Raw genomic sequence first — 24968 nt, forward strand, 5'->3', positions numbered from 1 at the left:
TGTTATTCGCGCCGTACGCTCCAGTCCGCGGACTCGATGCGAATCGTCACGGGCTTGGCGCTGCTGCCCGCCGGTTTAATCGTGACCGCGGAATTCAAGCCGCCGGTCGTTTGAACCGAGATTCGGCCCGCCACCTCGGCGGCCGCTTCTTCCGGCGCATGCGGCACGAGCACGGACACGAAGGTGACCGGCTGCCCTGCGCGCGCAAGCTGCTTCGCGTAAACGGTCGAAGCCGGCGTCGGGTTATTGGTAACCGACGCCTTCTGCACGCCGAAGGTACGGCCCTCCGCCTGATCGAAGTAAACGAGCACGTTGAGCGGCGTAACGGATGTGCCGTCCAATGCTTTCCACGGGAACCGCTGGCCTGCAGCCGTCTTCATCTCCCCCTGCGAGTCGAACCAGTTCGCGCCCTTGTCGCCCGGCGAATACTGCTGCCACACCGGACCGGCGACATAGCCGTCCGTCGACTTGCCCGGCTGCAGCCGGTCCTGTACGATCAGGAAGCCTTCCTCGGTCAGCACCATTTTTCGCGTAAGCGACGTATCGAAGCCGAAATAATTGTCCAATGTATATTCGCCGTAGCTGTCTTTCGACTTGTCTTCCGCCCGGGGATTGCGGACGACAGGCATCATATTCACATCGCCGGGCTTTGTATCAAGACCGGAGTCGTTGTTCAATCGGAAAATGAACGAGATCGCTCTGGCCGGCGCCTTATACTTCCAGTCGTATTTGATCGTCGTGTAATCTCTCACATCAAACGGTACATTGTAATGCTCCCGTGTCGCGTAAAACAGCGAAGCTTTCGGTTTGACCGTCACCTGAAGCGCCGCCTTGCCGTTCGTGCTTTCCTTCGATAGCGTGTACGGCTGGTCCTGGCGCATCCATCTGGCGCCAAGCGTCTCGAAATCGTCAATCATAAGTACGCCGGCCGGACCTTCCAGCCGCAAATTATCGATGATCAGATCGAACGGCTGGCTGGAATCGCTCGTTCCTGCATCGAGGCGCAGCGTCAATTCCTTGAAGGTCGCCTTATTGCCGCCGGCTTCATCCGTCTCCTCATACAAATTGAGCAGATGCGCGGGTATCGATTCGGTGTACCAGGTATCCGGCTCGAACTTCGTTTCGCCGTAAGGGTAATTATGCGAGCTGATCTGCGGCAGCATCGCTACGATGTTCGAATCGGTCGCCCCTTTGTTATGGCGCGCCATCCCGTGATAGAGCGGTATGCCGCCGGCCTCGTAATACTGAATCGCTCCCGTTCGATTCGTATGGGCATGGCTTCCCCGGCCGAACAGTTCGCTCATGACGAACGGGGCGCCGGGCTTGCCGGAGGCGGATAAAATCAGTTTATCCGCCGCTTTCGGATTACCCGGCTCGCTTCGATGCAGCACGGCGCTTGCGCGGGGCCACTCCGCCGGCTTCAGGCTCGTCGACTCCAGATAGAGCAGGTCGCTCATCCAGAACAGCGAAGTCAGATTGTCCAGATTGGCACTGAAGTTGCCCGGATTGTTGGTCATCGGGTAATGGGCCGTTCCGAACCGGAACACCTTGTCCGCCGCCGTCAAAAAGCTCGGGTCCCGGTACAATCGAGCGGCGCTTTCGAAAACGTATACCCAGTTCGTCCACTCCATAAAATAATCGTCCCCGTATTCCGGAATCGCTCCGGAAGGCGCAACCATATCGCGGCAGCGGGTGAACATGCTGCGCACCTCGGGGTTCAGCAGCTCCTGCTCCGTTCCCCGCAGCTTGGCGAGCTTGATCGCTTGCATCAGACTGATGGACATGTAGCCGCTGGCATTCTCCGTAATGTCCTTGTTGCGGTACCAGTTGTTCCAGCCGCGTTCCACGTTGCTTTTCCACGCGCCCGCATCCGGATGATTCGGAAACGCGGCTAACGAACGGAACGTGCCGACCATGCGCGATAGCGCCTGGTTATTGTCTCCCGGCTGGTAAACGTTCGTTACTTTAAGAGCATCTTTCAGGACCGCTTCATCTTCTGTTGAAACGAGTCCCTTCTGCTTCAAGCCCTCGTAGGCCACCATCAACGATTCGCCGATAAAAAAAGAATTGAATTGCGATTTCTTGTACAAATCCGGATGTTTGCGCCATTCCTCGAACAATATGTCCCACGTTTTCTTGCTGTAATCGAGATATTCCTGCTTGCCGGTCAGCGCGTACATCCGCCACGACAGCGCAGCGAAGTTGGTCGACTTGCGAATGTCGATCGAGCCGGTATTCGTGTGGTATATTCGTTTGCGCACCACATCGAAGTCCACTTGCTTCGTCAAATCCTGAAATGTTGCCGTTATGTACCGTGCATAATCCGGCTGCATCACGTTTTCCTCCTTCACCGGCTTCTCTCTTTGACCGGTCCACGTTATGATGAGCAGTCCCAATATCGCCGCCGCCAACAGCCCGAGGACGGTTGTCCGCTTGTTTCGTTTCCCGACGCCGATCATCACGTTCCCCTTTCCGGAGCATCGGAGCATCGACTCATCGAAGCGCCGCGCATTTCGCCGTTTATCATTCCAAAACGCCTTTATATTCCTTATTATAATGGATCGGGGTTTCTCCCTTCTCTCGCTGCATTGTGCAAAAATAAAACAATATTGCTGTAGGCACGCAAAACAAGCTTAGTGCGTCTGTTCGAAGATCCAACCTTACAAAACTGTTAGATTCATGCAAGGTTTCTCGATAGCGGCAAATGAAAGGGTACCTTACACTTTAAACAGAAAGGAGGTGGCGAGCTTCCGCAACCGTGTCGTCTGGATATAAGACGCAAGCTTCAGGGCGAGCTTTGCCACGGGGCATCCGCAAGATGTTCCATGGTCTAATCAAAGTAGGATCGCAGTTCGGAGGGAATAAGCATGACATTTCGTCAACTCGCGCTTTTTAACATTTTACGCAACAAGCGGATCTATGCCGCCCACTTTATGAGCAGCGCCTTTTCCGTCATGATATTTTTCATCTACGCTTTGCTCTTGTTTCATCCGCAGCTTCAGGGAGAGCTTGAAGCGACCAGCAAGACGATCGCGATGCTCGGCTCGATGGGAATGAAAATATCGCAATATTTGATCGTTGTATTTTCCTTTCTATTCCAGCTTTATTCGGTCAGCGCGTTCTTGAAAACAAGGAAAAAAGAATTCGGCATCCTGATGATTCACGGCATGTCCCCACGGCAGCAAAACCGGCTCATTTATATCGAAAACATGGTGATCGGCGGCGCGTCCATTATAGCCGGAAGCGCGGTCGGACTCCTCTTTTCCAAGCTCATCTTATTGGCGGGTGCCGCTGCGCTCGTCATTGATCGAGGGCTGCCGTTTTATTTTCCGCTGAAGGCCATCGGAACCACGTCGGGAGTGTTCATGGCGCTATTCCTGCTCATCTCGCTGTTTACCTCCCGGATCGTACGCGTAGAGCAGTTGGTCGAACTGCTGAAGTCCGAAGAGAAGCCGAAGCCGGAGCCGAAAGCATCCGCCCTTCTGTCGCTGCTCGCTGTCGTTTTGATCGGAGCGGGTTACGCTATGGTATTTTTCTTTGCGGTGGAGCGATACTTCTCCTTCCGGCTGCTGTTCTCCGGGGTAGCGTGCACCGTAGCCGGAACGTACTTCCTGTTCACCCAACTGAGCGTGCACGTGATCCGGGTTTTCAGGAACAACAAGCTTGTCCTGCTGCATCGGACGAACCTCATTACGATTTCGGAAATGATGTACCGGATGAAAGATAACGCCACGATGTTCTTTATGATCGCGGTCATTTCCGCCGTCGCGATAACCGGCATCGGATCATGCGTCTCACTTGCCAATCCGGGCTTGTCCGAGATGATGAACCCGTATGCATTTACGTACGTGTCTCAACAAGGCAATGCCATGGAAAAGCAGCATCTTGCGGAAATCGAGAAGCGGCTGAACCAGGCTCCATTCGCCTACCGCATGGGCTCCTTCACTCCCAAACGAACGACGGATGGCATGATCGCGATGAAGCTGAGCGATTACAACCGTTTGGCGGCGGCACTCGGCCATCCGGCAGAAACGCTCGACGATCATGAGCAGGCGCTGCTGGTCCCGTCTACTCTCCCGCAAAAAAGAGCGATCGTGAAAAACGAAAATTTGCCCTCAGCGATCACTCTGCTTCAAGAGGAAAGGAATGTCCAACTGCCCATCCAAAAAAGCATACCGTATATCGTAACGCCCGAAGGCGAAGCCGGATGGATCGCCGTTGTATCGGATTCGATGTACGATCGAATTCCGGATCGCGATGGCGGCACGGCGGGAAAAAGAACCTATTACGCGTTTGCCGTGAAAAACTGGGAGCAGACGAAAGAACTGGCCCAGGCATTGGCCGATTCGATTCCTGACGGCGGGAAGGGAGCCGGGTACCGTCTTGAGACGCCTTTAGTATTGCAATGGATTGCTTCCAGGCAAACGAACGGTATTTTACTCATGATCAGCGTGCTGCTCGGGATTGTATTTTTCACGTTTGCCGCCAGCTTCCTCTACTTCCGGCTTTACACCGATCTGGAGCGGGACCGGAAGCAGTACCGGATGATAGCCAAGGTCGGACTGAGCCGTACTGAGCTGAAGACGATTGTTTCGCGTCAGCTCACGGTTATGTTCTTCATCCCGCTGCTCATGGCGCTTATTCACAGCACGGTTGCGCTTACCGCATTGCAGCAGCTTGTCGATTTTTCTATCGCTGCGGAGGCCCTTACGATATTTGCTGTATTCATCGTTGTACAGACCGCGTATTTCTTCATAACCCGCTTGCGTTATCTCGGCCATTTGGTTCGCAAGCTGGCGTAGCGCGCTTCGCACGGGGACGGGGCTCGTGATACGATTCGGGATTCGCTGCAATCGCCGGGTCATGTCGACCTGCCGGACACCCGGCTGTACAACCCTAGCAGCTGCCGGACTACCGCACAGCGGTCATGATACGCTTCTACATACGCCCGCCCTTCCATCCCCTTCTGCCGAAGGGCACTCCCCGACTGGAGCAATGCTCTTAACACGTCATAGAGGGTGTCCGGATTCGCATTGCATACCGGGGGAACTCCGCCGGCGAACGTGCCGAGCAGATCGTCCCGTACGAAGACGACCGCCGGCTTGCCAAGCGCCATCGCTTCTACGCTCAGCAAGCCGTAGGAGCCGCACAACACTTGGTCGATCACAATATCCGCCTCGCGGTATAACGCGACGGCTTCTTATGCTTCAGCTTCTCTATGCGTCGGTAGCGCAGTGGACATTCCCGCTTCAGCTTCTCAATGATGCGCTCGACGACAGCCGTTCCTTTGAACGCGGGATCGGTCGGCGCGTGGATGACGAGCGGGCAAGGCTCAACCTCCTCCGGATACGCCGGCTGGAAGCGATCCACATCGACCGCAAGCGGAATCACATGAACTTCATTGTAGTACGGCTTCACGTAGTCGTATACTTCATAGTCCTGAACGATACCTACCGGGATGACGGAACCGACCCGCGACAATTGGTAATGAATCTGTTCCTCCTTCGGCGAATTTCCCGTATAAACGTACGGATTGTACGCGGAAGCGATGCTGCCCCTTCTCACGTCATTGCCCCAATGGTGCATGACCATCGGCTTTCCCGCCCGCGCCAGCATGTCCAGATCGCCGTAGCCGGGCACCATCGACATCGTAAAATGAAAATGAAACAAATCGAAATAATCCATCATTTCGCCGAACATGTTCATCAGCTCGTATGTATCCGTTGGGATGATATGGTCGGTAAAGTTATGAAATGTCCGATAAAATTGAAATCCGACCGCCTCGTGCCCCGCCTCATTTAAAGTTTTGCAAATGAGCCCGACCTGCCCGCCGATTTCCATCGGCGCATGGACAATTTTCAAACCGCTCACCCCGCACCTGTTGTTCGTTGAAAAACATTTTTTAGCCTCCGCACATATGCTGTATCAGTAAATGCATATCGGGAAGGGCGTGGCACCTCGTATGTCGACCGCATCCGACGGAGGAGGTTATTTATCACCGGCATCGCTCCAGTGTCGCAATCATCTATGCGTACTGCCGTTTGGCGGACGTTCCCCGCACGACTTGAATCGGTGGACCGCGTCCGACCTTGCTCCGTATGTCCGTTATGCGGCGGCAGGGAAGCCGGCTGAACCTATGTTCGGCGGATTTATATTCAGCGGCATCAGCTCCAGACCCGGGCGCTTTCTTTACCCTATGTATACTGCTTTCGGCATGCCGTCCGATTTGGAGGATTGGCTGTTATGGATCGGCGACGTATTCGCTCCTCACTCTAATTTGAAAGCTTTGTGCTCGCAAGCCGACAGGCCCTTCGATGTATGGGTATCGATTCCGTACCCTCACCCGCTGCAAGTAGACTTCGGCACGGTGGACGGAAAGCTCCTGGACTTCCGGCATATGCCGTTTCCTTCAACTTATTCATTTCGTAGGTTCGGCAGCGGTTCCGCCTGCAGGCCATAATTCAACGTCACCGCCCCCTTCTCGACCTCGTAAATAAACGGCAGCAGCAAATCCACTCCGATGGACATATCCACATCCAGGAACAGCAACATGTCGGATTCGGATACTTTGGCTCCGACGGCCCGCCCTACATCGTAGCCAAGCGCCGCATCGAAATGTATAATCGTGGCTTTGCTCGGGTGATTGCGGGTCACCTCATAGCTGTCGTCCGACGATCCGTTGATAACGACAATGATTTCCTGGAACGGAAGACGCGCCAGTTCATTGAGTTGGGTTTGCAGCGTCACACTTTCGTTCATCGCCGTAATGACGCATCCTACCTTCTTCGTTGTCGGCAGCAGCAGGTCGTTATTGATTTGAATATTGGCCGTTTCGCAAAATCCGCGGATGAACCGTTTGCAGGCAAGCGGGTAGGTCGTTTGCGGAATTTCCTTGAATTTATGTTTGCGAAACACCATTGCGCCCAGCATAGATTGAGCTGGTGGGCCCATTGTACGTCACTCGGCGGCTCCCCAGGGGCAAGTTTCGGCCAAAACCAACCGACGGATCGGGCGCCTGCCGCAAAAGCCTTCTCTTCCCAGTCCTTTTGTGGATCCTCAACCGCCGATACGCGCTTGCGCGAGAGCTATGGAAGACGCATTTTATAGGAGACGGCTCATGCACACATCCATTGGACAATTGTGGAAAAAAGGATGACATTTGATTTGGAGTCTCATACAAGGGAAATCCAAAAAAAAAGAGCCTGCCGGGGCAGACTCTTGAAGCAATCATATTAGTCAAACGAACAGGTGATCAGCTTGTCCGGAACTTTTTCGAACAGCGGACTGACGGATTCTCTCCTATGAATTCTGCTGATGGCTTCTCCGAATAGAGGAGCGATGGAAACGACCATCACCTTCGAACACTCGGCAATATGCGGATTGTCGATGGAATCGGTGCCGATGATGAGCTCAATCGGGCTGTCCTCGATCTTCTTCACGGCTTCCTTGCTTAATACGAGATGAGACAGGCAGGCCAGCACTCGGGCAGCCCCTCGTTTGACCAGCAGCCCGGCCAGTTCGACCAGCGTCCCGCCGGAGATAGAGAAGTCGTCGATAATGACCGCCGTCTTCCCGCGCACATCGCCGATCAGCTCCATGATTTCGGCCCGTTCGCTATGATCCTTCCTCGTCTTGTCTCCTATGGCAAGCGGTGCGCCAATATAGTCCGCATACTTCCGGGCTTGTTTGGCAAAGCCGGCATCCGGCGAAACAATGACCGGCTCGGGCAGCTGCATGCGCATGAGCGTCTCGCACAGAACAGGGAGTGCGAACAAATGATCAACCGGTTTTTTGAAAAATCCTTGAATTTGATGGCTGTGCAGGTCCATGGCCACAACCCGGTCGGCCCCGGCGAGTTCGATCGATTCGGCGCAAACTCTGGCCCTAATGGATACTCGCGGTTCGTCTTTCTTGTCGCCTTTCGCATAACCGAAATAGGGCATAATGACGGTGACCGTGTTGGCGCTCGCCCGTTTGAAGGCATCGATCCAAAACAAGATCTCTACGAATTCGTCGTTGGGCTTAAGACCGATCGATTGCACAAGGTATACGTCTTTGTCCCGCACCGTCTCGCCGATTCGGACAAACGTATTGCCGTCGGAAAACGTAAACGATTCCGAACGGCCGACATCCGCCCCCATATACCGGCACATTTTGTCGGCAAACGCTTTACCGGAGCTTCCTGCAAAAATCTTGATTTCACCAATGGACATTCTGGCCCCTATCCCTTCAGCTACGAAATGGATTACATTACCCATTATTCCATAATCGGACAAGGAATGGGGTGACAAAATTATGAAGCCTTCGACGGGCCTCTACCATTCCCAGCTCTGCATCGACCAATACCCTATCAGCATCAGGAATCCGAGGCAAACATTGAGCCAACCGACGAACCGGGCAACCTTTTTCTCCTTCATCATCGTCGATAATTCGTATCCTTTTACATCCAACCGTAAAATAATAACCCCGGTTACGAGCCATAACGAGATCGCGTAACCGAGATAACCGACGGAACCGGTGCCAATCATCCGAACCGCCCCCTCTCTTGCATCGCATTATTCGTTATCTGGCTTTCATTCCTACACGCCGAACTTTAATGTCGATTTGCACATCGACCGAAACGTCTTTGTACATTTCCTGCCAATGCTCTTTCGTCTGGACTTGCTCGTTCCAAAATTTCGGTTCTTTCGCCCGCACATATTCGCCAAAGCCGAAAATGTCGGATCCTTTTTCCTGCGTTTCTTTAACCAAGCCTTCGTGCAGTTTTATTGCCGCTTTCTCGTCTTCCCGCTCGATTTCTTTAATGATCTCAGGGTTTTCGATGAGAAATTGGTCGCTTATTTTTTCCTCGATGTTGAGTTCGTTGAGAATGGTTACCGTAAAATGGGGAAGGCCGTTTTTGATCTGAACGTCGATTTTGGCTTTGCGGTGAGTTGCATACAGCGTAACGGTATTCTGAGCTCCGCCCACGCTGATGATTCCCCGGTACCCTGCCGGATTCATCCCTTTGATCCCCATGTACGCGCCAATTTCAAGCGGTTGCGTTATACCGACCAATTTATCGCCTTTGAACATAGCGAGTCCCGAAATTTCAACGTTGTCTTCCTTCATCAGCTCCACGTAGGGAAGGAGGCCTTCCTGTCCTTTCTTTGAGGAATTGCTCCAAAAGTTTCCTACGAAATCGTTCGGAAATTTCCCCATCTTGACGGCGCTATCCATGGTCGATATCAAATACAGCGTCGGCACGCGTTCCAATTTCGGCGATGCCGCCATCAGCTCTTCGGCGTTTCCTTTGGAAATAAGCAGCCAGGCCATTCTCCGCACTTCCGAGTTGCGTCGAAAGTAATCGTTCAAATTTTGCAGCCCTTTTCTCGCTACGGCATCCGAGACGACGATCACGCGCAAATGGCCGAAAAATAAACGGCCTGACATTTGCTGCTGCAAATTCATCAGCGCATCGTCGATCGTATGGCCCACCACGTCTACGACCCAGACCGACTTTCCCGCCCCGCGATCGCCTCCTCCGCTCTCTCCCGGGCCAAGCGGAATTCTACCGGGAATGGCGATTTGGACGGCGACGCGAACCATTTCTTTTTGCGGCGCGGGAAACCGGTCTTTGAGATGGGAAACCTCGTCCTCTTCTTTCTGCGATCCCGGTTCCGCCTCGTCGACCGAAATCCCCAGCACCACGGCGCGCTCTTCGATTTCTAGCCGGTCCCAGCATCCGGTCAGCAGGGGAACGAGGAGCAGCATGATGCAGAGCAGCTTAAGCGCTCTGATCCATCGGGTTGTTCCCAACGCGATCCCCTCTCTTCTTACGAATGATCGAGATCAGCAATAGCGCGCCCGGATACGCGATCGTAATAATGAGCCCGATGCGGCCGACGTTCTGGATAATTTCGTACATATGCAATATGTTGAGCGGCAGCATCGCCATCACAAACACAATCGGCAGAAGAAAAAGTGAAAACATGCGATGATCACGCAGACGGAACAGCTTGCTCATGGAATGAATCGTCAAATAATAACTTGAGAATAAAGTGGTAAACACGGCGGTTACCCAAACGGCAAGAAACGCCGCATCAAGCCGTTCCAATATGTTTGCGGGCAGAGATGTTGCCTTGGCCAGCTCAAGCGTCGGCCACAGCAGCAGCTTGCTCTCTTCGGCTCCGAATACGCTGACCGTTGCTATGACGATGGCTACATACAGCCCTCCGGCAATCAGCATGCCGAGGATGCTTGCCTTCATCGCCTTTTCGGGACGGCGCATGGCCGGAATGACCGCGGTCAATATAAAGGATCCTTGAAACAAGGCGGCGATCGTAAGCACCCCTCCCATCATCCCTTTCGGTTCATTTCCCCAGATCGGCTGCAAGTTGATCATTTCCGCATTTTTCAAGGAAAGCGCGACGATCAGCAAGGCGGGACCCAGGAGAGCGGGAAAATAAAAGTGATGAATATAGGCAAACGTTGTAAGGTCATTGCGCGTAGAAATCGCCGCCAGCACCAACATGACGATAACGGTTACTTCGACGGGGGTCGTTTTCAGAACGGAGGTCACAACCACTTCACCGAACTCGCGCGCGGTAAGTGATGTCAGCATGGCGAAGAAAGCGATAATAAACAAGCTTCCGATCCATGCCGGCCATTTCCCTATAATGTCCTCACTGTATTGGATAATCGATTTATTGGGAAACCGCATCCCGAGCAGGGCAACCAGAGCTAACCCTACGAAAGCCAGCATCATGGCGAGCAAGGTAACTAGAGGGGCACCCGAATCCGCTGCGCGAACGGCAAACAGCGGAAGCGGGAGCACCCCTACGCCTATGATCGTGCTGACCAAAATGGCAGCCGCTTGAATTGTAGTGATTTGTCGTGTAAACTGCATGCGCGATCATTCCTTCGGATCTTTGAATTTTAATGGATCAAGCACATTATTCGGCGGTTGTTTCAGCTGTTCCATCGTCTGTTCGCTCAATCTCGTTTTATCGAGAGGATGCAGAAAGGAAGGTCTCTTATTCATCCACCATAACGGGCCGCGAATCACGACGTCTTTCATTCCTTCATAATTGCCCGGAACGAGCGGGCTTAGGTAAGGGACGCCGAACGATTTCAAGGAAAGCAAATGATTCGCGATAAGGATCAAGCCGATCATCACGCCGTAAAGGCCGAAAATACCTGCCAGCACAATGAGCGGAAACCTCAGCAGCCGCAGAGCCAGCGCCGCATTATAGGCCGGCGTGGCGAACGACCCGATCGTCGTCAGCGCGATAATAACGACCGTGATGGGGCTCGCGAATCCCGCCGCCACCGCGGCCTGACCGACAACAAGCACGCCGACAATGGAGAGCGCGCCGCCGACCTGCTGCGGCAAGCGGATCGTCGCTTCCCGCAACACTTCCATTGAAATTTCAATTACAAGCACTTCAATGATCGCAGGAAAAGGGACGCCCGCCCGTCCACCGGCGACGGCGACGGCAAATTCCGTCGGGATCAGCTCCGGATTGAAGGAAATAATCGCAACGTAAAGCGATGGAAATACCAATGAAAATACGAGAGCGACAAGCCGAGCGAGTCGAATTGCGCTCATCAGCAAAAAGCGTTCCGTATAATCTTCTACCGTTTGATAGAACTGGCTGAACACGGTAGGAACGACAAGAGCCAGCGGAGAGCCGTCTACCATAATCGCCACTCTGCCTTCCAGCAGGTTGGCAGCCACTTTGTCCGGCCGCTCCGTATACTGGACTTGCGGAAACGGGGACAGATGGTTATCTTCAATGAATTGTTCGAGATAGCCCGAGTCGAGAATGGCGTCTATATCGATGCCGGAAAGGCGTTTCTCGACTTCCTTCACCAGCTCGGGATTCGTAATTCCCTCCATATAGCAGATCGCGACTTTCGACTGGGTCCGGCGTCCGATTTCCATCGTTTGAATACGTAAATCGGCCGTTTGCAGCCGGTAGCGAAGCAAGCCTATATTCGTCCCGAGCAGTTCGACAAAGCCTTCGCGCGGTCCGCGAATGACTTGCTCGGTCGCCGGTTGATCGACGGCCCGCTGCTCAATATGGCGCGTGCCGATAATGAAAGCTTCCGTCAGCCCATCGACGATAACGATCGTATTGCCGCGCAGCACGCCTCCGACCAGTTTGCCGATCCGGCTATCCGTCATCACTTCGCTGTGAAACAGCGAATCGTTTAGCAGCGTATCCTTCAACCGGTTCAATTCGATGTTCTTTCCTTCCAGGTGAGGAGGCATATACATGAACGGCTTTAATATATCGGCATTTATCATCACTTGGTCGGTCATGGTAGAATAGTAGAACATGACAGCGGGATACTTGCCGAAAACATGAAAACGACGTATGCCCAGATCGTCGTTGCCGCCCAAAATCCGAGTGACGGAAGCTATCGTTTCTTCCAGTCTGCCGCTAATATTCGCGCTGCCCGCTTGTTCGGAAAACGAATTCGGCACTTGAACGGCCGGACGCTTTTTTTTAAACTTGTTGAGCCATTTGAAAATGGACATCGTTTTGTTTACACCTACCGATCTACCTCTATCGTTTCTCGGAAACTAGAGTACCAATGATATTAATAGAATGGACAGATTTCATGCCGTTTAAACGATGCCTCCGAAAAAATTTGTCGTCATTCCGCGGCGCAACGGGGGTTACGATTGGATTCAGCGAATATCAAAGCGCGCCTAGCTCGTGGAACTCGTTTCGATAGAGCAAGTGGTGCAAGCGATTCGGGGCACCACGCCGCAAATGGCGCGAATATTTGCCGCATATTCGGCTGCGCAAAGCGCAAGCTTTCGCCATCCTGACGATGTGCAGGACGCTCGCTCTATACGTTCGAGCACCGGATGCTCGTTTCGAAGAAACAGGCGGTCCACATGCAAGAAGGGCTATTCCGCAAAGCCGGGAAACGGCTGAGGAATAGCCCTGATTATTTTTGCTTCTTCGTATCGTCTTGGGGAGGGGGAGCGCCGTCGTGTTAACGCTCTCAGTACCTCAGCGTGCTACAAGAGCTATGGCGTCGGTGCGGCTCCCGTTTCGCCGGACCCTCCGCCGGCCTCCGCGCTGCTCGCCTCCGTATACGCGACGAACATGTACGTCTCCTTTTCCGCCAATTGGCTGATCGTCACGGAAGTTTCGCCCGCCAGCGGAATCGATTGCCGGACGCCGTCCCAACCGATCACTTCCAGCTTGTAAGCTCCCGGCGGAATACCGGTAACGGTATAGGAAGTTCCCGCATGATTGGTCCAATAAGGCCGGTTTTGCCATACCCACATTTTTTTGCCGCCTCCGCTCAGCACGTATTCTCCGGTTCCCTTCGGGTCCATGGACACAAACGACATCCCGGTGGCCTTGTCCAGAACGGTTTGCAGCGTGCTTGCGCGGGCGGTAGGCGTCCAGGGGCTCAAGCTCGTATTCATCCCGTAATTCGTATCGGTTGCCGCCGAGTTGAATAAGCTCCACGGAAAGGCGAATTCGGTGGCGGACGTTGCCCCGTCGTTTTTCACGACGCCGAGATGGTCCCATATCGCCGTCAGGAAGCCCTTGGCCGCTTCCTCTTCGGTAACGAGCCGCTTCTTGAAATTGAATTCCGTCGAGTAAAAGTTCACGTCCGCCGTAATGCCGGACACGCGCTTGACCGAATCGAAATTGCTTTGTGCGGAAAATTTGTACATGCCGTCCATCGGACTGTACTGGACGTCGAAATATGTATGCAGGTCGATCCCGTCGAGCTTGCCGGTGTTATACAGGTCGGCGATGGCGGGACCGTAGCCCCGGAGCGAATAATCGCTGTGCGAATTCGCCCGGGCGAAACCGCCGGGATTCACTTTCAAGGCGGCATCCACCGCATGGACGCCGTCCGCAAGCCCCTCGAGCGCGTTGCGGTACGCGGTTTTATCGATCAAATTTTCCACGTCAGGCTCATTCATCGCCGTATAGATCGTAACGCCCCAGTCCTGTATGCCGTTCGCCTGCGCCCAGGCGCCGCCGGGCCGGAACCGCTCGGCGAAGGCGTAACCGACGCTGTACCAATAGTCGTAATCGCCGAGCGGCTGCCCCTTACTGGCGTATGAGCCGTAATATTCGAACAGCATCATCGGAGTTACGCCACTCTGGTATGCCTGCAGCATCACGCTGTCCAATCGTGCCGGCGTCGGCTGTCCTTTCGCGTAATAATATTGAGGGTATACGTTCATGCGGGCCATGCGCGCCCCGATGGTCTGAAGGGCGGCAAACTGATTCTGTTGCGTCACGCTGCCGTTCGTGAAGTTGCCGCCTCCCATGACCGAGCCGATCTCTTGAGCCGGCGTCAGCGCAAACGCTTGATGACCGAGCAGCAGCATGCCGCCCATCGTCAGGGTAAGCGCCTTTGCGATTTTATTCATCGGATCTTCCGCCTTTCCGTTTCGATTGAGCTGCCGTTTTACTTCTTCAACGCATCGATCTGCTTAGTCGCTTCTTCCTGCGCTTCCCGCAGCGCCGTGTTGATATCTTTGCCGGCCATCACGTCTTTGAACTTCGCCTCCAGCGACGGACGCGCCTTGCCCGAATACGTCGACTGGGCGACGAACGGAGCCGGCTTGCTTTTGAAAATCCCTTCGATATGCTTGCCTTTCAGCAGCGGCAAGTCTTCGCCGAAATGTTTGTTCATCTCCGGATTTTTCAGTGCGGACAGCATGGCCGTCGATTTCGTATAAGCCAGCTGCACTTCGTCGGAGGTCATCACCTGAAGCGTCTGCATCGCCTGCTCGCGATGTTTGCTTGTTGTCGTAATGCAGAGCGCGTACGCTTTCACCATGCCGTACAAATTCGGCTTGTCTTTGAAGCTCGGATATTGGGCGATATCCCAATTCACATCGGACTGCGCCAGGCCGCTCACCACGCCATGGGAAGCGTACATCGCCACATTTTTATCTTTGGCGAAACGGTTTACCGTTCCTGCATGGTTCGAGATCGTATTCTGGTTGCCGGGGATGCTGTAAATTTGCTTGAGCGTATCGAATACTCTTTTCCAGCCTTCGGTATCGAGCGTCGCCTTCTGCGTCTTCGCGTCGACAAACGGCAAGGACAGCGCATTGCCGAGCTTCTCCGGCCCTTCCGGGTCAAGCCCCTTGTACTGCACTCCGCCGTCTTCGCGCGTCAGCTTCTTGGCCAGCTCGATCGCATCCTCCCACGTCATGCCGTCCTTCGGATAAGCTACGCCGAACTTGTCGAACAAATCTTTGTTGTAAAACAAAGCGTAAAAGTCCTGTGCGAACGGCAGTCCGTACAAAATCTCTTTCTTGTCCCCGTCGCGCATCCCGTCGAGCACCTGGGCGTCGAACCGGCCGAGATCGAGCCCCGCCTTCTTGACGTCCGGCGTAATATCGCCGAGCAGCTTCAAATCCTGAAACTGCACGAGCACGTCGTTCCACGCCATAATGATATCGACTGCATTGTCGTCGCTCGTGACGATGCTTTCCGGCTGCGCATTCGGTCCGCGAACCACCTGCTGCAGCGTAATGTTCGGGTACTTTTTCTTGACGGGCTCGGCAATCAGCTTCTGAAACGCCTCCTCTTGGAAAATGGCGTCCCACATATAAATTTTCAAAGTGACCGGTGGCGCCTCGGCTATCGGTTGCTTAGGAGCGCTGCCCGTATTGCTGCAAGAAGCCGTGATAGCGGCAATGGTCAAGGCTGCCGCTGTTTTTTTCACGATGGGATGGACCATGATCGTTAACCTCCCTTTCTATTTAAAAGACCCGGCCTTACATGAGATGCCTTTCTATGTAAACCCTTACAATTCGTTATAGTATCAAATATGCGTTTGGTTTAAAATAGACATAATGGACAATATTTCTAGAGAAATGTCCTGATCCTACAAAACGAAAGGAGAACGGGGATGGAAATTCAATTTCGCCGGGATTATGACGACTTGGACTTGCGGATTCAGATGGGTCATTTGCAAATCAACGTATGGTATATCCGGTTCGTTCCCGCTTCCTTGCGCACGAACAAGAAGCATGCGCACGGCGGCTATGAACTGCACTTTATCCCGTACGGGTACGGCCGGCTTATTGCCGAGGGAAACGATTACCGGATTACGCCCAATACGTTTTATTTGACCGGCCCGATGATTTATCACGAACAAATGACCGATGCCGACAATCCGCTCGCGGAATGCTGCATTAACTTCGATATTACCGTAACGAAAAAAAGAAAGGAGGACAACGAGTTCCTCCGAATCGAAACCGAGGCGCTCATCGAAACGTTGTCTTCCACGCGGTTCTGGTTCGGGGAAGACGAGTACGGCAGCATCGAGCTGTTCCAGAAAATTATGGAAGAGCTGGACAATCGGCTGGTCGGTTACTACCACAACATCCGCAGCTACGTTTCGCAAATTATCGTCAATGCCGTTCGCAGCTACCGGGGCGAGAATAAAGCCGATTATGCGCTGCCCCGTAAAACGTTAAACGAAAAAAGAGAGCATCTGCTCGATGCTCTCATGAATTCGGAAACGCCCGATATGTCGCTGGATCAAATGGCAAGCGAGCTGAAAGTCAGCAAACGCCATCTGCACCGGCTGATGAAAAAACAATTCCAGCTGACCTTCAAGCAAAAGCTGTCGCAGGAAAAGCTGGAGATCGCCAAGAAGCTGCTGACCGAAACGCAGCTTACCGTCGACGAAGTGGCGCGCTCGGCCGAATACTCGTCTGGCAGCTACTTTTGCAAAAAGTTCAAGGCGCATACGGGCATGTCGCCTACAAGGTACAGGAAGACCGCGATACGGGAATAAGCGTAAGCGGTTATAACTGCTCTCGGTACTAGTGCACGGCGCAAACGGTTACCGCCAAGGAACGAAGTCCGGGTTCGGCTGCGGAATTTTCGCTTCGACGCGTTCGCGCCACTGCGCCAGCTTCGCCTGCATGAACTGCGCCCGTTCTGGAAGCTGCGACGACAAGTCGTGCGCCTCGGAGATGTCGTTCTTCAGATCGTACAGCTCCAGCCGCCCGTCTTCGAAAAACTCGATCAGCTTGTAATCGCCCATGCGGATGGACGATCCCGGCGTACCTCCCTGATTGCCGTAATGCGGGTAATGCCAATAGATCGCTTCGCGTTCCAGAGAGCCTTCTCCCAGCAGCAGAGGGACCAGGCTGCGGCCGTCCCTGTGCTGCTCCGGCAGCAGTTCCAATCCGGCGATGTCCAGCAGTGTCGGGTACACATCAGGACTTGTCACGGGAATGTCGCAGACCGTCCCGGGCCTGGTGACGCCGGGCCACCTGACGATGAAAGGTTCCCGGACGCCGCCCTCGTACATCCATCCTTTCCCCTCATGCAGCGGACGATTGCTGGTCGGCGACCCTTCCGCCGTCGCCAGCCCCCCGTTGTCCGAGGTGAAGACGATCGCCGTATTTTCGTACTGCCCGGTTTCTTTTAACGCCTCGATCAGCCGCCCGATGTTCGTATCGAGGTTGTGCACCATCGCCGCGTAGACCGGGTCGGACTGGATGACTCGCCTTCGCACATGCAAATGCTTTTTGTGCTCGGAGGGGAACAGCTCCCCTTGCACGATCGCCTCGGTCTCATCCAGTCTCTGTTCTTTCGCTTTCGCTGCGAATCGCCGAGTCAGCTCCGGATGCGCTTGAATCGGCGTATGCACCGCATAATGCCATAAGTTCAGGAAGAACGGCGAACCGTCGTTTTGCCGTATGAGCCGGATCGCTTCATCTGTCAGCCGGTCCGTCAAATATTCGCCTTCCGGCCCTTCCTCGAGCGTTTCGATCCCGTACGGGCTGAAATATCCTTTTTTCGGTGAACCCCAGTCGCAGCCCCCGATGTTCACGTCGAATCCGTGCTTGTCGGGATAATGCTCACGTCCGCCAAGATGCCATTTGCCCACATGCCACGTACGGTAACCTCCTTCCTTCAGCGCTGCGGCGATTGACTTTTCTTCCAGGGACAAGTGGTCGACGTAAGGAGAATCGATCAGCTTGCCCCGTGCCTTTCCTCCGATCCAGTTCGTTACGCCAAGCGTCGCCGGATATTTGCCCGTCAGGATGCTTGCCCGCGTCGGCGAGCATACCGGGCAAGCGGCGTACGCCTCCGTGAACCGTACCCCTTCTGCTGCCAAGGCGTCCAGATGCGGCGTTTCGTAAAAGGAGCTTCCGTAACACCCGAGATCGGTCCAGCCCATATCGTCGATCAGGATAAAAATAAGGTTTGGCTGCGGCTTACTTGCAAAATCGGTCAATGCTGAACGCTCCCTTCGGCAGCAAAAGGAATCCGGCATACCGCCAGGTTCCCCTGCTCTTGCTTGCTATTTTGATTTTATCAATAAGGACGGTCCCCGACAATCGCGACCCGCTCCGCAATGCGGGGGCTTGGATAGTAGTCCGATGCGGCATAATGCTGGGTGGCGCGATTGTCCCAGAATGCAACGGTGTTCGCTTCCCAGCGGAAACGCACCTGGAATTCGGGAATTTGCGCTTGCCTGAATAAATACTGCAGCAGCTTTTCGCTTTCCTCCGCTTCCAGCCCTACGATCCGCACCGTAAAGTTCGGATTGACGTACAGCGTCTTTCGTCCGGTTTCCGGATGCGTGCGCACGACCGGATGCTCGGCTGCCGGAAATTCGGCCTGCTTCACGGCCAGCTGATCCGCCGGCAATCTCACCCCGAACACATGCGTGAAATCATGGATCGCCGTCAGGCCGTCGATGCGCCGCTTCACTTCATCCGGCAAGTTGTCGTAAGCGGCCCCCATGTCGGCCCACAGCGTATCTCCTCCCGCTTCCGGCACTTCAATGAGCCGAAGCACCGCGCCGAGCGCAGGATTGAGCCGCCAGCTCACGTCCGAGTGCCAGCTGTTTTCCCTACCGACGGCATTCTCGTTTTTGGCGAACCGGACGACTTCGTCGGAATCCCCAACCGGCAGGAACGGATGGGTTTCCAGCTCGCCCCACAACTGGGCGAACGTACGCTGCTGCTCGCTTGTAATATGCTGATCGCGGAAGAAGATCACCTTCCATTCAAGCAAAGCCCGGTTCAATTCCCGCTGCAGCTCCGGCGTTACCGGCTTGCTTAAATCAACGCCTTCGATTTCTGCGCCGATGATCGGACCGAGCGGCTTTACGGCGAATAGCGTGTACGGCTGAGCTTCCACCCCTTCCGGCAGAGGGCGAACGATGCGCGGTCCGGTTTTGAGGCCGCGATCCGGCAATTGCAAAGGACGTTCATGATTTGCTACTACTTCAGACATATGACATTCTCCTCTCAAATAGACGATTATCGGTACGCCTTTCGGCAGTGAACCTATGGTTCGTTTTGCACGCTTCGGTTCCGTATTATTTACCGCCGTTTTTCTTGTATTCCTCCGTGACGGCCTTCAAAATTTTGTCTCCGCCGGCCTGGCGCCACTTTTGCCCTAATTCGGCGATCCCTTTGTCGACGTCGAGTTTACCGTTCAGCAAATTGACAAGGTACTGGTTATAAACCTCATTGGCCGCTTTGCCGAATTCGATCTCGGCGTCCGTCTTTTTATTGACGAGATTCGGCATAATGTATTTGGACGCCACCTTCACGGAATCAAGCGCCCGCTCGATTCTGGGCTCCGTCTGCGGCAAATAGCTCTCGTCGATCGGCCAGGTGACGTTGCCCCACGCGATCGGATGCGCCCAGCCGTTGGGTGCGAAGCCGTCTTTCTCGCGCTCCGGCTCGTTGTAGTTGATTTTGTCCCCCTGCTTCGTGTAGTGGACACCCTCGATGCCGAGCTGCAGCAGCTCGCGACCTTCCTTAGACAGTAAAAAGTCAACAAATTGCGCCGCTTTTTGCGGATTTTTCGCCTTCTTGGTCACCGAGGTGAACAGGGCGTTTTTCGACTTCGTAGCCATGCCCTGCTTCCCTTCCGGTCCGGCGGGCGGCGCCGTATAGCCGAGTTTTCCCGACGGAATGACCTGCTGCAGGCTGCCCTCGATCCGGCTCACATGGCGGAACAACGGTCCGTCCATAAAGCCCGCCTTGCTCTGGAAAAATTTTTGCTCCTTCGTCGGGCGGTCGTATACGATAAATTCCGGATCGATCAGCTTCTCGTCGTACCATTTCCTCAAGTCGGCCAAACCTTTCTTGAAGGCGGGATGCTCGAATTTCGGGATGATATTCCCTTTATCATCTTTGGCATAGTCACCGTTAGGCAAGCCATAGGCGTAGAATACAAAATCGAAAGCGGTCAGCGCATCGCCTGCGTTCGGCTTATTCGTAATGAAACCGTAGGTGTCGGCTTTGCCATTGCCGTCCGGGTCTTTCTCCACTACCGCTTTAAGCGCGGTATGCAGCTCTTCAAGTGTTTGCGGCGGCTTCAACCCGAGCTTATCGAGCCAATCCTGCCTAAATTGCAGCGTGTAGTTCGATCGCTCCACCCCGCTGATGAACGGATAGCCGTAAAATTTGCCGTCGACGGCCGTCCATTTCAAGTCGCCCTCCAGCTTTCCTTTCAGCGTCGGCGTATCTTTCAAATAATCGTTCAGCGGCACAACAATGCCTTCCTTAATCCACTGCGACACCGATTCGGACGGATATTGGGTCGTGACGACATCGGGCAAATCTCCGCTGGCGATCGCTACATTGATTTTGTCATATGAAAATTCCGGCACAATTTTCACGGTGAGCTTAATGCCCAGCCGTTTGTTAATTTCCGCGATGATGCGGTCGTTCGGCTGGAGCGGCTTTGCTCCCTGGTCTCCCGTCGTCAAATACGTCAGCTCGTAAGGTTCGTTAGCGCTGCCCGCCTCGGAACCTGCCGGCTTATTCGAGCAGCCGGCCGCAAGCAGCATAGAAGCTGCGCTTGCGCCCGCAATCCATTTGTTCCATGTTCCTTTGTTTGTCCCCATCGTACGTTTCCTCCACCATCAACTTTATTAGGTTGTATTTGTTTTGAACCGGCCGGTCATTCTTTGACCCCGCCGATCATGACCCCATTGACGAAATATTTTTGAAAGAAAGGATACACGAGCATGACCGGAATCGTCGCCGCCATCACCGTCGCCATCTTAATGGAAGGCCCCAGCAGAAACAGGCTGTCTCCGCCGCCGGAATACGACGATTCGTTCTCGAACAGCATGCTGCGCAAAAACAGCTGCAGCGGCCATAAATTTTTGTCGCTGATAAAGAAGACGGCGTTAAAAAATTCGTTCCAGCGCGACACGGCGTAAAACAGCGTGATCGTTGAGATGGCCGGCATGGAGAGCGGGACGACGATTTTGAACAGCACACCCACGTCGTTGCAGCCGTCGATTCGCGCAGCGTCGATCAGGCCGTCCGGCAGCGATGAAAAAAAGTTTCGCATGATGATCAAGTTGTAAGTATTGATCGCACTCGGAATGATTAACGCCCAGACGGTGTTCATCATGCCCAGATTTTTGACGATCAGGTACGTCGGAATGACGCCCCCGCTGAACATCATCGTAAATACGATGAGAAACATGATGACGCGGTAGCCTTTCAACTCCGTTCTCGACAACGCATAGGCGGCCATGACCGTCAGCAGCATGTTGATCGCCGTGCCTACAACCGTTACGAATATCGTTACGCCGTAGGAGTTCCACAATTCTTTCATAGAAAACAAGTATTGATACGATCCGAAAGTAATGCTTTTCGGAATCAGATGGATGCTTGCGTTCAAATATTCATCCAGCGGGATGATCGAGACGATGAGCGTATCCCAGAAAGGATACAGTGTAATGAGCGCCAGCAATGCCAGCAGCACATAGTTGAAGGAGTCAAACAGTTTGCCTGCGGTTCCCGTACGGTGCATATCGCTTCCTCTTTCTTCATTAATATACTCCCTGCTCTCCCATCATCCTCGCTAACCGGTTCGCCAGGACGAGCAGTACGAAATTGATCAACGACTTGAATAATCCGACCGCCGCCGCCAGGCTGAACCGTCCTTCGGTCAGGCCGATGCGATAGACGTACGTATCGATAATGTCCGAGACGCTGTAGACGCCGGGATGATACAGCACGAAGATTTGCTCGAAGCCGGCTTCCATAATGCCGCCCAGCCTCAGGATGAGCAGCAGGATGATCGTGCCCCGCATCAGCGGAAGCGTTACGTGCAGCAGCCGCTGCCATCGGTTGGCGCCGTCCATCAGGGCCGCCTCGTACAGTTGGGGGTTAATGCCCGCCAGCGCCGCCATGTAAATGATCGTGTTCCACCCGAACTCTTTCCAAATCATCGAGAACACGAGCGTGCTGCGAAAATAGGATTCATCGCTCATAAAACCGACTGGTGTCCCGCCGAATGTGCGGATGATGTTATTGGCGACGCCGTTGTCCGTGGACAGCAGATTGAGCAGCAAGCCTCCGAGAATGACCCATGAAATAAAATGCGGAAGGTAGATGGCCGTTTGCACCGTACGCTTGAACAGCCTTGATCGGACCTCGTTGAGCAGCAAGGCGACGATGATTGGCGCCGGAAATCCGAAGGTGAGCCGGTACAGGCTAATGATGACGGTGTTCTTGATCACCTGCCAAAACTTATCCTGAGAGAACAAGTACGCAAAATGCTTGAATCCCGCCCAGTCGCTGCCGAGTATGCCCTTCGTAATGCTGAAATCTTTGAACGCGACGATTGCGCCGTACATCGGGATGTAATGAAAAATCAAGTAGTAGGCGAGCGCCGGGGCGAGCATCAAATATAAATAACGATGAAACCATACGTAACGCCAAAGCTTTTTCTTGCTGCTTGCCGCCTGTCTCGGAGCACGGTTGACGGTTTCGACCCGATAATCGCTGTTCATAACGGACATGCCGTCTATCCCTCCTTCGTAAGTAAAAGCTCTTGTCGTCGGGCCCGTACGAGCAACAAAAAAAGACACAACATGAAATCTCAATGTCGTGTCTCTGGTGGACCAGTAGACGGCCGGGCTTTATGAAAAGTAATTTGTTTATTCCGATGTGATTACTATGTTTTATTCATAAATGGATCGTAGCACCTGCAGCCTATCTTTGTCAATGCCAATTTCGAAAAAAAATTATCGAGGAATTGTACACGTGCAGCCACGGTTTTCTTGCATGAGCGTATGGACCTAAGCGGGATTTACAATTCCGTTGCAGCGCTTTTTTTACGCAAATCTATGAACCAAAAACACGACTCTCCTAGAGAACCGTGTTTTTGGCGTTACATCGAGTCATAGCGTTGGAACAGCATCAAAGGCATTTTGAATACGAAGGCGACGACGATAAAGATTCCGATCATCATACCGATGATGACCAATACGCTGCTGAGCGACAGCCCGCCAACGCCCGTAATGACGTTCGCGATGTTGCAGCCCGGCGCGATCCGCGACGATATGCCCATCAACAAGCCGCCGCCGATCGCATACGGCAAGCGGGACGAGCGCGGAATGCGGATTTTAAAGCTTCCGCTCAGCAGCGATGCCGCAAGCGAGCCAATGACGAGGAAAATGACGAGCGTTTCCTCCGGCCCCAAACCGACCCGTGGAAAATCGGCAAACAGCGCGTTCAAATAGGTGTTGTTGAATACGACGTCGTCGCCGAGCAATTGCGCCAAAGCAACGGCTCCGATACGCGTCTCCGGCCCGGTAATGCCCACGTTCGACATGAGCGCGAATTGAACCGTCGCGACGACGCCGATCAGGAAGGCGACCAGCCGAATGTCCCAGTGCGATTGCTTCAGCGGATTTTTCTCCCAATCGGTGAGCGCCGCTTTCACCCCGCCCCAAAATTCGGACGCGCCGTACCGGTAAATGGCAATAATAAGCATCGCCGCAATTAGTACGACGGGAATGACCCAGTAAGGGATTGGCAGGGAGTACAACGTATACCCGTTCTTGACCAGCGTTAAAGGCTGCAGCGCATCCCTAGCCCACGGGTCGTAAAAGAAGGCGAATAGCAGATTGCCTGCGATCGCAAACAGCAGCACGATCCAAAATTGCACATATCCCATGCCGCACCGATACAGCGTCCCCGAGCCGCAGCCGCCTGCAATCGTCATCCCGATGCCGAACAAAATGCCGCCGAGCAGGTTCGCTCCTCCAAGCGGTACCGTCCAGACGTCGGACACTTGTTTGATGCCCAGCGTCAGCACAAGTCCCCACCCGAGCAGCGCCGTAGCGATCAGCACGAGTACGCCGTTCAATATCCGGTTATCTTTTACGCTGATCCAGTCGCGAATGGAGGCAACGAAGCAAAAATCCGCCTTCTGCAATAGAAACCCGTACAGGAACCCGAAGACAGCGGCCAGTATAAAGACATCCAATGTGTATGCCATCGGTCTTCCCCTTCCAGCTCAGTTCTTATATTTTTTTAACGAAAATATGATACTGCCCGTTCTTTTTGGCAACGCCGAGAAACTCCCCGTACTTGTTCATTTTCACTGCTGCCGGTATTGTCTTGGTTGCGATCGTATGATCGGTAACTTCAACGACAATCTCGCCCGGCTTCGCCCGTTTCAGGCCGTCCAGCGCCAAATTCAACGTATGCGGGCACACCTCGCCCACCGCATCGACGGTAATATCGGCTTTCAATTCGAGTAATTGTTGTTCGCTCAAGCTCATAGGTTAATCTTCCTCTCCAGTTGTTCTAATGTAAACGCATCGATGATATGCTCACGGCCGGCAGCAACCTTATGCGCTTCCTGCTGCCACTGCAGCATGCCGCCCAAATAATTGTGTATTTTTTCAAACCCGTTCGCGCTGAAAAATTTGGCGACTTCCAGGCTTCGCCGCCCGCTCCGGCAAACGAACACATACTCCCGGTCCGGGTCGAGCTGTTCGATCAAATCTATAATCTCGCCCATCGGGATGAGCGGAATGCCCGGAATATGGGCCGCCTCGTACTCCTCTGGCTCCCGTACATCGATGAAGATGGCCTGACGATCGGGGTCAGCCGATAAAGCTAGCAGTTCCTGTGTATCGAGATGGGATATATTTTCGATGATTTGTGCCAATGAGATCCG

At 53.8% G+C, this 24968-nt stretch carries 22 protein-coding genes; 3 read left to right on the forward strand and 19 right to left on the reverse strand.

Translation table 11 applies throughout. The features are described from left to right. Positions 1 to 2: 2 nt before the first annotated feature. Complete coding sequence (locus ACFQI7_RS08030) at positions 3 to 2459, reverse strand: hypothetical protein (protein WP_218098766.1); 2457 nt, start codon at positions 2457 to 2459, stop codon at positions 3 to 5. A gap of 408 nt (positions 2460 to 2867) precedes the next feature. Here ACFQI7_RS08030 and ACFQI7_RS08035 point away from each other — a divergent pair, with 408 nt between their 5' ends. Then, positions 2868 to 4802, forward strand: coding sequence for an FtsX-like permease family protein (locus ACFQI7_RS08035; RefSeq protein WP_218098767.1), 1935 nt, complete (start codon positions 2868 to 2870; stop codon positions 4800 to 4802). A 59-nt stretch (positions 4803 to 4861) separates the two neighbouring features. Here the strand turns inward: ACFQI7_RS08035 and ACFQI7_RS08040 are convergent, their stop codons facing one another. Together ACFQI7_RS08040 and ACFQI7_RS08045 are read right to left on the reverse strand one after the other, a co-directional pair. Further along, on the reverse strand, positions 4862 to 5167 hold the full coding sequence (locus ACFQI7_RS08040; protein WP_218098768.1) for a glycosyltransferase: 306 nt from the start codon (positions 5165 to 5167) through the stop codon (positions 4862 to 4864). Then, entirely contained in the window at positions 5164 to 5862 is a 699-nt protein-coding gene (locus tag ACFQI7_RS08045) for a glycosyltransferase family protein (RefSeq protein WP_218098769.1), read from the reverse strand. The genes ACFQI7_RS08040 and ACFQI7_RS08045 overlap by 4 nt, the downstream gene beginning before the upstream one ends. A 100-nt stretch (positions 5863 to 5962) precedes the next feature. Here ACFQI7_RS08045 and ACFQI7_RS08050 point away from each other — a divergent pair, with 100 nt between their 5' ends. Beyond that, positions 5963 to 6460: a DUF4855 domain-containing protein gene (locus ACFQI7_RS08050; protein WP_218098770.1), complete on the forward strand. Its 498-nt coding sequence runs from the start codon at positions 5963 to 5965 to the stop codon at positions 6458 to 6460. Here ACFQI7_RS08050 and ACFQI7_RS08055 read toward each other — a convergent pair. The 8 genes from ACFQI7_RS08055 to ACFQI7_RS08090 all read right to left on the reverse strand — a co-directional run bounded on the left by ACFQI7_RS08055 (position 6415) and on the right by ACFQI7_RS08090 (position 15726). Then, positions 6415 to 6951: a glycosyltransferase family 2 protein gene (locus ACFQI7_RS08055; RefSeq protein ID WP_218098771.1), complete on the reverse strand. Its 537-nt coding sequence runs from the start codon at positions 6949 to 6951 to the stop codon at positions 6415 to 6417. The genes ACFQI7_RS08050 and ACFQI7_RS08055 overlap by 46 nt on opposite strands. 281 nt (positions 6952 to 7232) lie before the next feature. Then, positions 7233 to 8213 carry a ribose-phosphate diphosphokinase gene (locus ACFQI7_RS08060; RefSeq protein WP_218098772.1) on the reverse strand — a complete coding sequence of 327 codons (981 nt, stop codon included), beginning with the start codon at positions 8211 to 8213 and terminating at the stop codon, positions 7233 to 7235. A gap of 102 nt (positions 8214 to 8315) precedes the next feature. Further along, on the reverse strand, positions 8316 to 8528 hold the full coding sequence (locus ACFQI7_RS08065) for a CLC_0170 family protein (protein ID WP_218098773.1): 213 nt from the start codon (positions 8526 to 8528) through the stop codon (positions 8316 to 8318). A 34-nt stretch (positions 8529 to 8562) separates the two neighbouring features. Then, positions 8563 to 9798, reverse strand: a complete 1236-nt coding sequence (locus tag ACFQI7_RS08070) for a Ger(x)C family spore germination protein (RefSeq protein WP_230414894.1) — start codon at positions 9796 to 9798, stop codon at positions 8563 to 8565. Further along, the gene (locus ACFQI7_RS08075; RefSeq protein ID WP_218098774.1) at positions 9767 to 10888 is read right to left on the reverse strand and encodes a GerAB/ArcD/ProY family transporter; all 1122 of its coding nucleotides are present in this window, start codon (positions 10886 to 10888) and stop codon (positions 9767 to 9769) included. The genes ACFQI7_RS08070 and ACFQI7_RS08075 overlap by 32 nt, the downstream gene beginning before the upstream one ends. Positions 10889 to 10894: 6 nt before the next feature. Then, positions 10895 to 12526 carry a spore germination protein gene (locus ACFQI7_RS08080; RefSeq protein ID WP_218098775.1) on the reverse strand — a complete coding sequence of 544 codons (1632 nt, stop codon included), beginning with the start codon at positions 12524 to 12526 and terminating at the stop codon, positions 10895 to 10897. A 501-nt stretch (positions 12527 to 13027) separates the two neighbouring features. Then, complete coding sequence (locus ACFQI7_RS08085) at positions 13028 to 14401, reverse strand: hypothetical protein (protein WP_218098776.1); 1374 nt, start codon at positions 14399 to 14401, stop codon at positions 13028 to 13030. A gap of 38 nt (positions 14402 to 14439) precedes the next feature. Beyond that, positions 14440 to 15726: an ABC transporter substrate-binding protein gene (locus ACFQI7_RS08090; protein WP_218098777.1), complete on the reverse strand. Its 1287-nt coding sequence runs from the start codon at positions 15724 to 15726 to the stop codon at positions 14440 to 14442. A gap of 171 nt (positions 15727 to 15897) precedes the next feature. Here ACFQI7_RS08090 and ACFQI7_RS08095 point away from each other — a divergent pair, with 171 nt between their 5' ends. Beyond that, positions 15898 to 16791, forward strand: a complete 894-nt coding sequence (locus ACFQI7_RS08095) for an AraC family transcriptional regulator (protein ID WP_218098778.1) — start codon at positions 15898 to 15900, stop codon at positions 16789 to 16791. Positions 16792 to 16839: 48 nt separating this feature from the next. On the opposite strand, the gene ACFQI7_RS08100 is transcribed toward ACFQI7_RS08095, so the two are convergent. From ACFQI7_RS08100 to ACFQI7_RS08135, 8 genes are all read right to left on the reverse strand, one after another. After that, a complete protein-coding gene (locus tag ACFQI7_RS08100; RefSeq protein ID WP_218098779.1) occupies positions 16840 to 18246 on the reverse strand; it encodes a sulfatase in 1407 nt (468 codons plus the stop codon). A gap of 80 nt (positions 18247 to 18326) precedes the next feature. Beyond that, positions 18327 to 19253: a TauD/TfdA dioxygenase family protein gene (locus tag ACFQI7_RS08105; protein WP_218098780.1), complete on the reverse strand. Its 927-nt coding sequence runs from the start codon at positions 19251 to 19253 to the stop codon at positions 18327 to 18329. 85 nt (positions 19254 to 19338) lie between these two features. Beyond that, the gene (locus tag ACFQI7_RS08110) at positions 19339 to 20880 is read right to left on the reverse strand and encodes an extracellular solute-binding protein (protein ID WP_218098781.1); all 1542 of its coding nucleotides are present in this window, start codon (positions 20878 to 20880) and stop codon (positions 19339 to 19341) included. A 56-nt stretch (positions 20881 to 20936) separates the two neighbouring features. Then, positions 20937 to 21803: a carbohydrate ABC transporter permease gene (locus tag ACFQI7_RS08115; RefSeq protein ID WP_218098782.1), complete on the reverse strand. Its 867-nt coding sequence runs from the start codon at positions 21801 to 21803 to the stop codon at positions 20937 to 20939. Between the two features lie 19 nt (positions 21804 to 21822). Further along, entirely contained in the window at positions 21823 to 22797 is a 975-nt protein-coding gene (locus ACFQI7_RS08120) for an ABC transporter permease (protein WP_230414896.1), read from the reverse strand. A gap of 371 nt (positions 22798 to 23168) precedes the next feature. Continuing rightward, the gene (locus tag ACFQI7_RS08125) at positions 23169 to 24281 is read right to left on the reverse strand and encodes a YeeE/YedE family protein (RefSeq protein WP_218098783.1); all 1113 of its coding nucleotides are present in this window, start codon (positions 24279 to 24281) and stop codon (positions 23169 to 23171) included. Positions 24282 to 24306: 25 nt separating this feature from the next. Then, a complete protein-coding gene (locus tag ACFQI7_RS08130; RefSeq protein WP_218098784.1) occupies positions 24307 to 24567 on the reverse strand; it encodes a sulfurtransferase TusA family protein in 261 nt (86 codons plus the stop codon). Continuing rightward, positions 24564 to 24959 (reverse strand): rhodanese-like domain-containing protein, encoded by a 396-nt coding sequence (locus tag ACFQI7_RS08135; protein WP_218098785.1) that lies wholly within the window; start codon positions 24957 to 24959, stop codon positions 24564 to 24566. The genes ACFQI7_RS08130 and ACFQI7_RS08135 overlap by 4 nt, the downstream gene beginning before the upstream one ends. Positions 24960 to 24968 lie beyond the last annotated feature (9 nt).

Origin of the sequence: Paenibacillus allorhizosphaerae (genome assembly GCF_042659105.1) — a bacterium.
In the GTDB taxonomy this organism is placed as follows: domain Bacteria; phylum Bacillota; class Bacilli; order Paenibacillales; family NBRC-103111; genus Paenibacillus_G; species Paenibacillus_G allorhizosphaerae.